The organism is Goodfellowiella coeruleoviolacea, from assembly GCF_024171785.1.
Lineage (GTDB): Bacteria > Actinomycetota > Actinomycetes > Mycobacteriales > Pseudonocardiaceae > Goodfellowiella > Goodfellowiella coeruleoviolacea.
In genome coordinates this window covers 208,908-220,279 of the sequence record NZ_JAMTCK010000017.1, presented here as the reverse complement: position 1 = coordinate 220,279, position 11,372 = coordinate 208,908, and the positions used below count along the sequence as shown (strand labels likewise).

Annotated in this window: 15 protein-coding genes; 10 read left to right on the top strand and 5 right to left on the bottom strand. The window is 71.5% G+C overall.

Annotation, left to right across the window (positions count from 1 at the left end):
- The first annotated feature begins 234 nt into the window (after nucleotides 1–234).
- The 4 genes from LX83_RS31400 to LX83_RS31385 all read left to right on the top strand — a co-directional run bounded on the left by LX83_RS31400 (nucleotide 235) and on the right by LX83_RS31385 (nucleotide 3,882).
- The gene (locus tag LX83_RS31400; RefSeq protein WP_253777974.1) at nucleotides 235–426 is read left to right on the top strand and encodes a hypothetical protein; all 192 of its coding nucleotides are present in this window, start codon (nucleotides 235–237) and stop codon (nucleotides 424–426) included.
- A gap of 251 nt (nucleotides 427–677) precedes the next feature.
- Nucleotides 678–2,066 (top strand): NAD-dependent malic enzyme, encoded by a 1,389-nt coding sequence (locus LX83_RS31395; RefSeq protein WP_253777972.1) that lies wholly within the window; start codon nucleotides 678–680, stop codon nucleotides 2,064–2,066.
- A 164-nt stretch (nucleotides 2,067–2,230) separates the two neighbouring features.
- A complete protein-coding gene (gene moaC, locus LX83_RS31390) occupies nucleotides 2,231–2,764 on the top strand; it encodes a cyclic pyranopterin monophosphate synthase MoaC (RefSeq protein ID WP_253777969.1) in 534 nt (177 codons plus the stop codon).
- Nucleotides 2,761–3,882, top strand: a complete 1,122-nt coding sequence (locus tag LX83_RS31385; RefSeq protein ID WP_253777967.1) for a molybdenum cofactor biosynthesis protein MoaE — start codon at nucleotides 2,761–2,763, stop codon at nucleotides 3,880–3,882. The genes moaC and LX83_RS31385 overlap by 4 nt, the downstream gene beginning before the upstream one ends.
- A 294-nt stretch (nucleotides 3,883–4,176) precedes the next feature.
- Here LX83_RS31385 and LX83_RS31380 read toward each other — a convergent pair whose 3' ends face one another.
- The 3 genes from LX83_RS31380 to moaA form a co-directional block, all read right to left on the bottom strand.
- Nucleotides 4,177–4,842 carry a LysM peptidoglycan-binding domain-containing protein gene (locus LX83_RS31380; protein WP_253777965.1) on the bottom strand — a complete coding sequence of 222 codons (666 nt, stop codon included), beginning with the start codon at nucleotides 4,840–4,842 and terminating at the stop codon, nucleotides 4,177–4,179.
- A gap of 701 nt (nucleotides 4,843–5,543) precedes the next feature.
- Nucleotides 5,544–5,804 (bottom strand): MoaD/ThiS family protein, encoded by a 261-nt coding sequence (locus LX83_RS31375; RefSeq protein WP_253777963.1) that lies wholly within the window; start codon nucleotides 5,802–5,804, stop codon nucleotides 5,544–5,546.
- Complete coding sequence (gene moaA, locus LX83_RS31370; protein WP_253777961.1) at nucleotides 5,801–6,856, bottom strand: GTP 3',8-cyclase MoaA; 1,056 nt, start codon at nucleotides 6,854–6,856, stop codon at nucleotides 5,801–5,803. The genes LX83_RS31375 and moaA overlap by 4 nt, the downstream gene beginning before the upstream one ends.
- Before the next feature lie 232 nt (nucleotides 6,857–7,088).
- Between moaA and LX83_RS31365 the strand changes: the two genes are divergently transcribed.
- From LX83_RS31365 to LX83_RS31350, 4 genes are all read left to right on the top strand, one after another.
- Entirely contained in the window at nucleotides 7,089–7,583 is a 495-nt protein-coding gene (locus LX83_RS31365) for a MarR family winged helix-turn-helix transcriptional regulator (RefSeq protein ID WP_253777958.1), read from the top strand.
- A 167-nt stretch (nucleotides 7,584–7,750) separates the two neighbouring features.
- Nucleotides 7,751–8,104 carry a type II toxin-antitoxin system RelE/ParE family toxin gene (locus tag LX83_RS31360; protein WP_253777956.1) on the top strand — a complete coding sequence of 118 codons (354 nt, stop codon included), beginning with the start codon at nucleotides 7,751–7,753 and terminating at the stop codon, nucleotides 8,102–8,104.
- Nucleotides 8,097–8,393, top strand: a complete 297-nt coding sequence (locus LX83_RS31355; protein ID WP_253777954.1) for a helix-turn-helix domain-containing protein — start codon at nucleotides 8,097–8,099, stop codon at nucleotides 8,391–8,393. Before LX83_RS31360 ends, LX83_RS31355 begins: the two co-directional genes overlap by 8 nt.
- 272 nt (nucleotides 8,394–8,665) lie before the next feature.
- Nucleotides 8,666–8,782, top strand: a complete 117-nt coding sequence (locus LX83_RS31350) for a LuxR C-terminal-related transcriptional regulator (protein ID WP_407649701.1) — start codon at nucleotides 8,666–8,668, stop codon at nucleotides 8,780–8,782.
- 5 nt (nucleotides 8,783–8,787) lie between these two features.
- Here the strand turns inward: LX83_RS31350 and LX83_RS31345 are convergent, their stop codons facing one another.
- Entirely contained in the window at nucleotides 8,788–9,324 is a 537-nt protein-coding gene (locus LX83_RS31345; protein ID WP_253777952.1) for a DUF1453 domain-containing protein, read from the bottom strand.
- Between the two features lie 67 nt (nucleotides 9,325–9,391).
- On the opposite strand from LX83_RS31345, the gene LX83_RS31340 reads away from it, so the two are divergent.
- Nucleotides 9,392–10,021: a TetR/AcrR family transcriptional regulator gene (locus LX83_RS31340; protein WP_253777950.1), complete on the top strand. Its 630-nt coding sequence runs from the start codon at nucleotides 9,392–9,394 to the stop codon at nucleotides 10,019–10,021.
- Between the two features lie 57 nt (nucleotides 10,022–10,078).
- Nucleotides 10,079–10,885: an HAD-IIA family hydrolase gene (locus LX83_RS31335; RefSeq protein ID WP_253777948.1), complete on the top strand. Its 807-nt coding sequence runs from the start codon at nucleotides 10,079–10,081 to the stop codon at nucleotides 10,883–10,885.
- A gap of 57 nt (nucleotides 10,886–10,942) precedes the next feature.
- On the opposite strand, the gene LX83_RS31330 is transcribed toward LX83_RS31335, so the two are convergent.
- Nucleotides 10,943–11,338: a hypothetical protein gene (locus LX83_RS31330; protein WP_253777946.1), complete on the bottom strand. Its 396-nt coding sequence runs from the start codon at nucleotides 11,336–11,338 to the stop codon at nucleotides 10,943–10,945.
- Nucleotides 11,339–11,372: the final 34 nt, after the last annotated feature.

The window sequence follows — 11,372 nt, the reverse complement described above, 5'->3', positions numbered from 1 at the left end:
CGGATCAGCTGGCGGTGGCCAGCTGGGAGCTTGGATCAACCCTCGCGCAGCGAGCGCGGATCAGCTGGCGGTGGCCAGCTGGGAGCTTGGATCAAACACGGTCAGCTGGCGGTGGCCAGCTGAGAGCTTGTAAGGAGAATGAGACACTGGAGGCGCGCACAGCGAGGTTGCGTGACGTCAGGCTGGGGTCGCGGGTTTGTCCGGCCCGCGCCGAGGCAGACCCGAGGAGGAGCCGTGGCCAAGGCCACCCACCACGACCGGATCGATCCGCACTGGCCGGAGGTCAAGGACGGGGAGCACCCGGTGAGCGAACTCACCAGCGACACCCAGGGCGCGCTGTCGCCCTTCGGTGACGTGACGTTCCCGCTGGCGTCGGACGCCCTGCCCTACCGGCACCCGGTCACCGAGATCAACTGGGAGAAGTAGCCCGGCCAGCCCCTGGCCGGTCGGGCCGAGGGCCGTGGGACCGGTCACGTTCCTCCGTGTGGCGCTGGGTCGCGCGTGTTCCGTTGCGCCGGCCGTCCTAAGCTCAGGTCCTCCCCGCCGGCGCAGTGCCCGGTCCGGGGGGATTCGAGAAACGCGGATCGGCTGGCACGAGCCAGGCGAGCGCCCGCAACAGCGCGGTTCGACTGGTGAGCCAGCCGAGCGCGGTAACGACACCAGCACGGGAGGTGCCGATGCCGGTCCCCGGCCCCGGCTATTCGATCACCGTTCGCCTTGAGGCGCCACCGTCCGCGAGCGCGGCCGGCGACCTGACCTCCGCGGTCGGTCGGGTTGGCGGTGTGATCACCGCGTTTGACGTGGTCGAGTCGCACACCGACCGCATCGTCGTCGACATCACGTGCAACGCGCTGTCCGCGAACCACGCCAAGGACATCACCGGTGCGCTCGGCGCGCTGCCCGGTGTGCGGGTGCGCAAGGTCTCCGACCGGACCTTCCTGGTGCACCTCGGCGGCAAGATCGAGGTCACCTCCAAGGTGGCGCTGCGCAACCGCGACGACCTCTCCCGCGCCTACACCCCGGGCGTGGCCCGGATCTGCCAGGCCATCGCCGAGAACCCGGACGACGCCCGCCGCCTGACGGTCAAGCGCAACACCGTGGCCGTGGTCACCGACGGCTCGGCCGTGCTGGGCCTGGGCAACATCGGCCCGGCCGCGGCCCTGCCGGTGATGGAGGGCAAGGCCGCGCTGTTCAAGAAGTTCGCCGGGGTGGACGCCTGGCCGGTGTGCCTGGACACCCAGGACACCGAGGAGATCATCCGCGCGGTGGAGCTGATCGCCCCGGTCTACGGCGGCATCAACCTGGAGGACATCGCCGCGCCGCGCTGCTTCGAGATCGAGGCCCGGCTGCGCGAGAAGCTGGACATCCCGGTCTTCCACGACGACCAGCACGGCACCGCCATCGTGGTGATCGCCGCGCTGCGCAACGCGCTGCGCGTGGTCGGCAAGAAGATGCAGGACTGCCGGATCGTGGTGTGCGGCACGGGCGCGGCCGGTTCGGCCATCATCCGGCTGCTGCTGCAGAAGAACCCGGCCGACGTGATCGCCGTGGACATCGACGGCGTGGTGCACACCGGCCGCGACAACCTCGACGACAACCTGCGCTGGGTCGCCGAGCACACCAACGCCGAGGGCCGCACCGGCACGCTGCACGAGGCCATGGTGGGCGCGGACGTGTTCATCGGGGTGTCCGCGCCGAACCTGATCGGTGCCGAGCAGGTGGCGTCCATGGCCGCTGACCCGATCGTGTTCGCGCTGGCCAACCCCGACCCGGAGATCGACCCGATGGAGGCGCAGCGGCACGCCGCCGTGGTGGCCACCGGGCGCAGCGACTTCCCCAACCAGATCAACAACGTGCTGGCCTTCCCCGGGGTGTTCCGGGGCCTGCTGGACGCGCACGCGCACACCATCACCGACGCCATGCTGGTGGCCGCGGCCAACGCCATCGCGGACGTGGTGGACGGCGAGCGGTTGAACGCCTCGTTCATCGTGCCGAGCGTGTTCGACGCGGCGGTCGCCCCGGCCGTGGCCGAGGCCGTGCGCCGCGCCGCCGTCGGCGAGGGCTGAGCCCCTCCCCGGTACGGCGGTCCGGTGCGGCAGCGCCGCACTGCCTGTTCGTTGGACTCCACCGCGCCCTGGCCGTGCTCACCCGGTCGGGGCGCGGTGGCGGTTCGGGCGGGACCGCGCCGTCGTCCGGTCGGGGTGGCCGCGCCTGGTCATAGCATCGTCGTATGGCAAAGCAGTTGAGCCACGTCGACGCCACGGGCGCGGCGCGGATGGTTGACGTCTCGGCCAAGGAGCCGAGCGCGCGTCGGGCGGTGGCGTCCGGGGTGCTGCGCACCACCAGTGCGGTGGTGGACCTGCTGGGGTCGGACGGGCTCGCCAAGGGGGACGCGCTGGCCACGGCCAGGATCGCGGGCATCATGGCGGCCAAGCGCACCTCGGAGCTGGTGCCGCTGTGCCACCCGGTCCCGCTGTCCAACATCGCCGTTGACTTCGAACTGGGCGTGGCCGAGGTGCGGATCACCGCCACCGCGCGGACCACGGACCGCACCGGGGTGGAGATGGAGGCGCTCACCGCCGTGTCCATCGCCGGGCTGACCCTGCACGACATGGTCAAGGCGGTGGACCCGGCCGCGAGCCTGGACCAGGTCCGGGTGGAGCGCAAGGAGGGCGGCAAGACCGGGCTGTGGGTGCGCCCGGACGGCCCGAACCAGGACACCGCCCCCCAGGACGCCGCTGAGCAGCCGGGGAGCGCGCGATGACCGGCGGTGCGGCGAGCGGCGCGGACCGGGCGGGGACGCGCACCGCCCGGGTGATCACCGCGTCCAACCGGGCCGCCGCCGGCGTGTACGCCGACCGGGGTGGTCCGGTGATCGTGGAGTGGCTGCGGGCCAGGGGCTACCAGGTGGCCGATCCGGTGGTGGTGCCGGACGGCGATCCGGTGACGGCGGCGCTGCGCGCGGCCGTGGCCGACCAGGTGGGTGTGGTGGTCACCACGGGTGGCACCGGCATCAACCCCACCGACCGGACGCCGGAGGCCACCAGGGCGGTGCTCGACTACGAGATTCCCGGGCTGGCCGACGCGGTGCGCCGGGCCGGTCTGCCCGGGGTGCCGACCGCGGTGCTGTCCCGGGGCCTGGCCGGGGTGGCCGGCCGGACCCTGGTGGTGAACCTGCCCGGTTCGGTCGGCGGAGTGCGTGACGGCCTGGGCGTGTTGGCGGGTGTGCTGGACCACGCCGTTGACCAGCTGCACGGCGGCGACCACCGGCCCGGCGGCCACGCGCACGACCACCGGCCCGCCGCCGGGCCCGGGACGGCCGTCCAGCAGCACGACCACGGGCCGGAGACGGCTGTCCAGGGGGCGGCTGTCCAGGGGGCGGCTGTCCAGGAGGCGGCCGGGCCGGAGACAGCCGGGCCGGAGACAGCCGGGCCGGAGACAGCCGAGCCGCCGGTGCGGCCGGAGGTGCTGCGGGCCGACGTGGGCACCGAGCCGCTGTCCGCGGCCGAGCACGCCCAGTTGGTCTCCGATCGGGCCGCGGGCGCGGTGGTCACGTTCGAGGGCGTGGTCCGGGACCACGACGGCGGCCGGACCGTGCGGGAGCTGGAGTACGTGGGCCACCCGAGCGCGGGGGACATCGTGGCCGAGGTGGCCGCGGAGGTGGCCGCCAAGCACGACGGGGTGCGGGCCCTGGCGGTCAGCCACCGGCTGGGCGTGCTCGCCATCGGTGACGTGGCCCTGGCGTGCGCGGTGTCCGCGGCCCACCGGCGGGAGGCGTTCGCCGCGTGCGCCGACCTGGTGGACGAGGTGAAGCGGCGGCTGCCGGTGTGGAAGCGGCAGGTGTTCGCCGACGGGGCCGAGGAGTGGGTCAACTGCCCCTGACCGGGCAACGGCCCGCACCCGGCCGTTCCGGCGGATTCTCAGCCGGGCCCCAGTTGGCACTCAGGCTGTGCTCAGCCACGGGGTCCAGAGTCAGAGGTGGGAACGGGAACAGGGTGGCGGCCAGTTCGGGGTTGGCCGCGCCCGGAACGTGAGTCGGGGACACATCGGGGAAACGGACAGGACCCCACCGCCGGGGGATCGCGGTGGGGTCCTGTCTGCGTTGGTTCACGCTGTGCTCACCCGCGCTGGGGTGTCACGCGGTGTGCTCGAACTCGTCGGGGCGAGGTCGAGAGGTCACTTCGTGGCGATGACCTGGCCGACGAAGATCAGGTTGGGGTTGCTGATGCTGCCCTGGTTCTTCTGGTACAGCTCCTGCCAGCCACCCGAGACACCCAGCTTGTCGGCGATGCCGCTCAGGGTGTCACCGGCCTGGACGGTGTAGTCACCGCCGGCGGTGTTCCGGGCGGGAGCCTGCTGCGCCGGGGCCGGAGCCGGGGCTGGGGCCGCCTTCTTGGGCTTGGGAGCCTGCTTGACGGTGTCCTCAGCCGGGGCGGCCTTCTTGGCCGGGGCCTTGGTGGCGGGTGTGTAGTTCACGGTGGAGCCGGCCTTGGCGCCGCACACCGGCCAGGCGCCGATGCCCTGGCCAGCGAGCACGCGCTCGGCAACCGCGATCTGCTGCTCGCGGGAGGCGTCCTGCGGGTTGCCGGAGCCGCCGAAGGCGTGCCAGGTGCTCATGGTGAACTGCAGGCCACCGTAGAAACCGTTCCCGGTGTTCGCGGCCCAGTTGCCGCTGCTCTCGCACTGGGCGATCGCATCCCAGTTCACGCCGCTACCCGCGGCCTGAGCCGGAGCAGCCGCGATGGCCAGGGGAGCACCCACGATGGCGCCGGCGACGGCGACCTTGGCGATGCCACGGGCGGTAGCGGACTGCTTGCGGTGCTTGCCTCGGTAAAGAGCCATGTTCCTCTCGCGCCAACCGCGCCTGCGTCCGAACCGTCGGGAGCCGGGCCTTCGGGTGACCCGGGCCGGTGACTCGCACCGGTTCCCTGCCTGGACGCCGGATGACGTCCGGGTGGCTCGTTCGCCCCTGTCCGGAAGATTTCCTTCGCTCGGGGTTCTTCTCGGGGTCCAGGAGATCTGGGACAGGGCTGGCGCTCGATCTCCTGGGGTTCTGCGGTGGTCGGTTCGGGGCCAACCGGAAGCGACCGTACGTAACCGCAGGGGGAGAGGTAAAACAGTTCAGCATGTGACGGTCGTCACGTAACGTCCGAGAAGCGGACACGATTCCAAGTGTTTTAGCAGGTCAGGGCGTCGTTACCGGTCCGTTTTCCGTTCGAAATAGATCACGGTAAGTGAGGCCTGGGTCACCACTTTTTTGGCCATTAGTCCATAGGTGGAACCACATACCGCATGGCGGACTGGGCCCGGAAACCGCAAAATTTGCTCACCGCTCGTACTCAGACCACCACTCCACGACATGGAACGGCCCCCGCTGGAGATCAACCAGCGGGGGCCGGGGGAGCCTGAACGGCCAGGGCGGCGGAGCCGCCCAGGCGGATCAGCTGGCAGCGCCAGCTGAGAGCCCAAGTAACAGGGGCGGCGGAGCCGCCCGGCGGATCAGCTGGCAGCGCCAGCTGAGAGCCCAAGTAACAGGGCAGTGGTCAGCCGCCGGCGAAGGGTGGCAGCACGTCGAGCTGGGTGGTGCCGGCCAGGACCGTGGCGCGGTCGCGCACGGCCACCCCGTCCAGCAGGAAGCTGCACGCGCTGAGCACCCGGTTCAGCTGCTCGCCGTGCCGGTCGGCCAGCAGGTGCAGGACCTCGGCCACGGTGCTCTGGTCGGCCAGCTCCACGGTCTCCTCGGGAGTGCCGGCCGCGGCGCGGGCGCCCGCGAAGTAGCGGACGGTCAACTGGGCCACGCTCATCCTCCGATCGCGCTCATCGGTCGTCTCGGCTGCGCGAAGTTGGGGTCGTTGATGCCGTGGCCGGCGGCCTTCGCCCACATCGTGGCCCGCCACAGCTCCGCGATGGTCTCGTCGTCGGCCCCGGACCGCAGCGGCGTCCGCAGGTCGGTCTCCCGCTGGCTGAACAGGCAGTTGCGCAGCTGTCCGTCGGCGGTCAGCCTGGTGCGGTCGCAGCCGGCGCAGAACGGCCTGGTCACCGAGGCGATCACGCCCACGGTGGCGGGTCCGCCGTCGACCAGCCAGCGTTCCGCCGGGGCCGAGCCCCGTTCGCTGTCCGCCGGGGTGAGCTGGAACCGCTCGGACAGGCCGCGCAGGATCTCCTCGGCGGTGACCATGGCCTCGCGCGACCAGCCGTGCTGGGCATCCAGCGGCATCTGCTCGATGAACCGCAGCTGGTAGCCGTGGTCGAGGCAGAACCGCAGCAGGGGTACGGCCTCGTCCTCGTTCACCCCGCGCAGCAGCACCGAGTTCACCTTGACCGGGTCGAGGCCGGCCTGTTTGGCGGCGGCCATGCCCTCGAACACGTCCTCGATCCGGTCCCGGCGGGCGATCCGCCGGAACCGGTCGGCGTCCAGTGTGTCCAGCGACACGTTCACCCGGTCCAGGCCGGCGGCGACCAGGGCCTCGGCCCGTCGGCTCAGGCCGATCCCGTTGGTGGTCATGGAGATCCGGGGTCGCGGCTCCAGCGCGGCGGTGGCCGCGATGATCTGCTCCAACCCCCGGCGCAGCAGCGGTTCACCGCCGGTGAACCGCACGTCGGTGATGCCGAGCTGGCGCACGGCGATGCCGATCAGCCGGATGAGTTCCTCGTCGGTCAGCACGCTGGGCTGGGCTAACCAGTCCAGGCCCTCGGCCGGCATGCAGTAGGTGCAACGGAGGTTGCACCGGTCGGTCAGGGACACCCGCAGGTCGGTGGCGACTCGCCCGAAACGGTCCACCAGGTGCGGGGTGTCGGGACGGGCCGAGGTCCCGATCGTGCCCACGGTCGGCAGCCCAAGGTCCACGGCGCTCATTCCTGTGAGGGTAATCGCCTTTTCTGGGGCGGCAGGCCACAATGTGATCGCCGGCCCACGCGAGGTGACCGGTAGGTGTCGGGTGGCGGTCCAGTGTGTGACGACCAGCTGGTTCGGTGCGTGCCGAAGCGGACATTTGCCGCGCATCCACGGGTTACCATGTCTCAACGGCAAAGCGAGTCGGCGGCTGAGAGTCTTAGTCGCTGATGTACTCGTGGGGAGGGTGGCTGCGATGGCTGGCTCCGTGGAGCAGCAGGTGACCAAGGTCCCGGAGGACGTGCTGCGACGGATCTCCGACCTGTCCAGGCAGACCAGCACACTCACCGTGATGTTCCACAGCTGGGTCGCCGAGCAGATGGGCCTGTCCGGCACCGACCACAAGTGCCTCGACCTGGTGGCCAGGGCGGACCGGCCGCTGACCGCCGGGCAGATCGCCGAGCTGTCCGGGCTGTCCACCGGCGCGGTCACCGGCGTGATCGACCGGCTGGAGCGGGCCGGGCACGTGCGCCGGGTGCGCGATCCGCACGACCGGCGCAAGGTGCTGGTCGAGGTCTCCGGGTTCGACGAGTCCAAGTACGCGCACCTGTTCTCCATCGCCATGGACTCGCTGCAGCGCACCCTGGAGCAGTTCTCCCCGGACGAGTGGCCGGTGATCGAGCGCTACGCGCGCACCCTGTTCGAGACCATGAACGGCGAGTTCGCCAAGGCGGCCGGCCGACGGGACTAGCCCGGTTCCAGGGCCGGCGACCGCGCCCGGTTCGCCCCAAGAACGACGGCCTGTCCTGATCCTGCCCCACACGCCTGCGAAGGCATCCTCCGCCGGTATCACTCGACCGGTCGACAAAGTGGGCAATGGGGCCGATGCGCCTCAATCAGGTTCATAGCATCGATGGTATGAGGTGGTGTACCGTCGAGTTGGAGCCAGAAGTCCGAGATTGGCTGGAGGAGCTGTCTACTGAGCAGTTCGCGAGAGCGGCGTTCTACATAGAACTCCTCGCTGAGCACGGACCGCTTCTGGGAGAACCGTATACGCGGCAACTCGGCGGCAAGCTAAGGGAACTGCGGTTCTACCTGAACACCGATGCGCTACGCGTGACGTACTGGATCGCACCAGGTAGGCGTGTCGTACTGCTGACGGTGTTCCGTAAGACCAGGATGCGAGAGGACAGAGAGATCGACCGGGCGCGTCGGGTGTTCCGGCGTTGTTTGATGGAGCAGCACACCGTAGAGGATGAGGGAGATGGCTGAGCGCGCTGACTGGGCAGAACTCCGCGCCAGGCGGATGGCGGAGCCGGGGGCCGCGGCGGCGTACGAGGCCGCCCGGCGCGCCTTCGAGTTGGGCAAGGCCGTGCGGGAGATGCGGGAACAGCGCGGCTGGACGCAGGACCAGCTGGCCAGCGCCGCGGACATGACGCAGCCGGCGATCGCCCGGTTCGAGGCTGGCGGCACGGTGCCGACGCTTCCCGTGCTGGAACGGCTCGCCCAAGCACTCGAAGCCGAACTGGTGGTGCGGCTGTCCCCGCGCTCGGCCGCCTGACCGGCGGGGCGCCGGCGGGGTGCCGGCGCCCCGGGGAGACAACCCGAGATCAGGTGCAGTCGGTGTGGCGCGGGGGCACTTCGCGGGTGACGAAGTAGCGGCCGGCGTGCTTGAAGGACCAGGGTGAACCGGTGGTCCTGCGGCTTGGCCCAGTCCACCGGAACCTGCGGTGCCGCGCACTCCCCGCCGGCGCTGCCGCCACCGCCGTCGCAGGCACCCCAGTCCAGTGTGGACGCTGGTGTTCCGGTCGGCGGCGCGGCGGGCGGCTGCACATGAGCGAGACCACCATCAAGACCTACGTCAGCCGCCTGCTGTCCAAACTGGACTGCGGCAACCGGGTGCAGGTGGCCATGCTGGTGCGGGACGCCGAGCCGGGATCGGGCCGGTAGCGCGCTCAGGCGGTGCCGTGCTGGTGCTGCTCGGGTCGGGGCGGACCCGGCTCAGGCTGGCCGGGGCGGGGGCGGGTGTCCGGGGCGAAGGGCGTGCCGGTTGCCACGCCGCGCAGCCCCAGGACCAGTGCCTCGCCGAGCAGGCTGACGCCGATGGCCAGCGTGGTGGGTCGGGCCTCGGCCGGCACTCCGGCGGCCACGACCAGGGCGCTCACCCCGGCGTTGGCCGCGACCGAGCCCGCCCACACCAGCAGGGTCCACCCGGTGTAGCGCTGCCAGAGGTGGCCCCGCTTGGTGAACAGGCGCGGGGTGAGACCGCGCAGGCCGCCGAGCACCAGGCCCACCAGCGCGGCGGCCACGATCCAGGCGAGGTCGCCTCCGGCTGGCCGCACCTCGTTGACCAGGTCGTAGACCCCGAGCCCGGTGAGGATGACCGGTGCGCCGAACAGGTCGCGGGCGTTGAGCGGCTCGCCGATGAACCGCTTGACCACCACGCCGACCACCAGGACGACCACGACGAGCACCAGCGGGAAGCCGCTCACGTCGCTCTCCTTTTTGTAGCAGTATCATGCTAAAAAAATCGTAGCACGGACGTGCTATAAACGGGGCGTGCCAAAGATCGTGGACCCGCACGAGCGGCGCCAAGCCGTTGCCGAGGCCGTGTTCCGGGTGATCGAGCGGGACGGCCTGGACCGCGCCTCACTGCGCACGGTCGCCGCCGAGGCCGGCCTGGCCATCGGCTCGGTGCGGCACTACTTCGCCAGTCACGCCGAGCTGATGGAGTTCGCCATGCGGGCGATGGTCGAGCGGGTCAGCGCCCGGCTGGTCACCCACGCCGACCGCCTGCTGGCCGCGGCCACCCCCCTGACCTGGGCGGAACAGCGCGAGGCGGTCGTGGCGATGCTCGCCGAGGTGCTGCCGCTGGACGAGGAGCGCCGCCGCGAGTGCGTGGTGTGGCTGGCGTTCGTCACGGCCGCCCGCACCCGGCCGGAGCTGCGCGCCTCCGCCGACCAGCCCTACGACGACATGGTCGAGCTGACCACCCGGGTGCTGCGCGGCGCCGAGCGCGCCGGCGCGCTGCGCGACGACGTCGACATCGACCTGGAGGCCCGCCGGCTGTGCGCGGTGCTGGACGGGCTGTCCCTGCACGGCGTGCTGCACCCCACCCGGCTGGACCCGGACACCACGCTCGCCGTGCTCCGCCGCCACCTGGCCGGCCTGGCCCGCGAACAGTCGTGACCCCGGCCGCACGCGCCAGGGTCGCGCGGGGCCGTGCGGACAGGCAATCATGGGCGCATGGCCGAACCGGAGCCGCGTCAGACGTGGAACTACCTGATGGACATGGACGGGGTGCTGGTGCACGAGGAGCACCTGATCCCCGGCGCGGACAAGTTCCTCGCCGAACTGCGCGAGCGCGAGGTGCCGTTCCTCGTGCTCACCAACAACTCCATCTACACCCCGCGCGACCTGCGGGCCAGACTCGCCCGCAGCGGCCTGGACGTGCCCGAGTCGTCGATCTGGACCTCGGCGCTGGCCACCGCCCGGTTCCTGGACACCCAGCGGCCCAACGGCTCGGCGTTCGTCATCGGTGAGGCCGGGCTGACCACGGCGCTGCACGAGGTCGGCTACGTGTTGACCGACCGCGACCCCGACTACGTGGTGCTCGGCGAGACCCGCACCTACAGCTTCACCGCGATCACCAGGGCGATCCGGCTGGTCGAGGAGGGGGCGAAGTTCATCGCCACCAACCCCGACGCCACCGGCCCCAGCCGGGAGGGCGTGCTGCCGGCCACCGGCTCGATAGCGGCGCTGATCGAGCGCGCCACCGGGCGCGAGCCGTACTACGTGGGCAAACCCAACCCGCTGATGATGCGCTCGGCCCTGCGCGCGCTGGGCACCCACTCGGAGAACACGCTGATGATCGGTGACCGGATGGACACCGACGTGCGGTCCGGGCTGGAGGCCGGCCTGCAGACCATCCTGGTGCTGTCCGGCATCTCCGCGGACAACACCGCCGAGCTGTACCCGTACCGGCCGACCCGGGTGGTCGCGTCCATCGCCGACCTGGTCGGCCACAGCCACGACCCGTTCCTGCGGGACTGACCGGGACAGGACTGACCGGGACAGGACCGACCGGGGCGGGACTGACCGGCCCTCGGCTCACTCGCAGGCCTGGTCGCTGGCCCGGTTCCACTGCTCGATCAGGGTGAGGTCGGCGCCGGGCCCGGTACCGTCCTGACCCGCGCCGTCCCGGCCTACACGGTCCCGGCCCGCGCCGTCCTGGTCGGTCCTGGGCAGCGGGCCGGCCGGGCCCTGCTGGGGCACCCGGTTGAGCTGGTCGGCCAGGCGCTCGGCCCGGTCCCGCACCAGCTCGGCCCGCCGGGCCAGCGCGTCCGAGTCAGCGCCGGCCACCCCGGCCAACCGGTCCAGCAGGTCGGCGCGCAGCCGCAGCCACTCCACGTTCTCCCACGGCGACCAGATCTGTCCGATCGCGATCTGCCGCATCGCCTGGTCGATGGCGTCCGCGATCAGGGTCAGCCTGCGTTCGGCACTCATCCCGCCTCCACCCGAAGTGACCTGGTCCGTCGCT

Coding starts and splice junctions, on each gene's coding strand:
- LX83_RS31330 (WP_253777946.1), bottom strand. CDS start 11,338: ATGAGTGCCGAACGCAGGCTGACCCTGATCGCGGACGCCATCGACCAG.
- LX83_RS31385 (WP_253777967.1), top strand. CDS start 2,761: ATGACCGGCGGTGCGGCGAGCGGCGCGGACCGGGCGGGGACGCGCACC.
- LX83_RS31380 (WP_253777965.1), bottom strand. CDS start 4,842: ATGGCTCTTTACCGAGGCAAGCACCGCAAGCAGTCCGCTACCGCCCGT.
- LX83_RS31395 (WP_253777972.1), top strand. CDS start 678: ATGCCGGTCCCCGGCCCCGGCTATTCGATCACCGTTCGCCTTGAGGCG.
- moaC (WP_253777969.1), top strand. CDS start 2,231: ATGGCAAAGCAGTTGAGCCACGTCGACGCCACGGGCGCGGCGCGGATG.
- moaA (WP_253777961.1), bottom strand. CDS start 6,856: ATGAGCGCCGTGGACCTTGGGCTGCCGACCGTGGGCACGATCGGGACC.
- LX83_RS31350 (WP_407649701.1), top strand. CDS start 8,666: ATGAGCGAGACCACCATCAAGACCTACGTCAGCCGCCTGCTGTCCAAA.
- LX83_RS31375 (WP_253777963.1), bottom strand. CDS start 5,804: ATGAGCGTGGCCCAGTTGACCGTCCGCTACTTCGCGGGCGCCCGCGCC.
- LX83_RS31365 (WP_253777958.1), top strand. CDS start 7,089: ATGGCTGGCTCCGTGGAGCAGCAGGTGACCAAGGTCCCGGAGGACGTG.
- LX83_RS31360 (WP_253777956.1), top strand. CDS start 7,751: ATGAGGTGGTGTACCGTCGAGTTGGAGCCAGAAGTCCGAGATTGGCTG.
- LX83_RS31355 (WP_253777954.1), top strand. CDS start 8,097: ATGGCTGAGCGCGCTGACTGGGCAGAACTCCGCGCCAGGCGGATGGCG.
- LX83_RS31335 (WP_253777948.1), top strand. CDS start 10,079: ATGGCCGAACCGGAGCCGCGTCAGACGTGGAACTACCTGATGGACATG.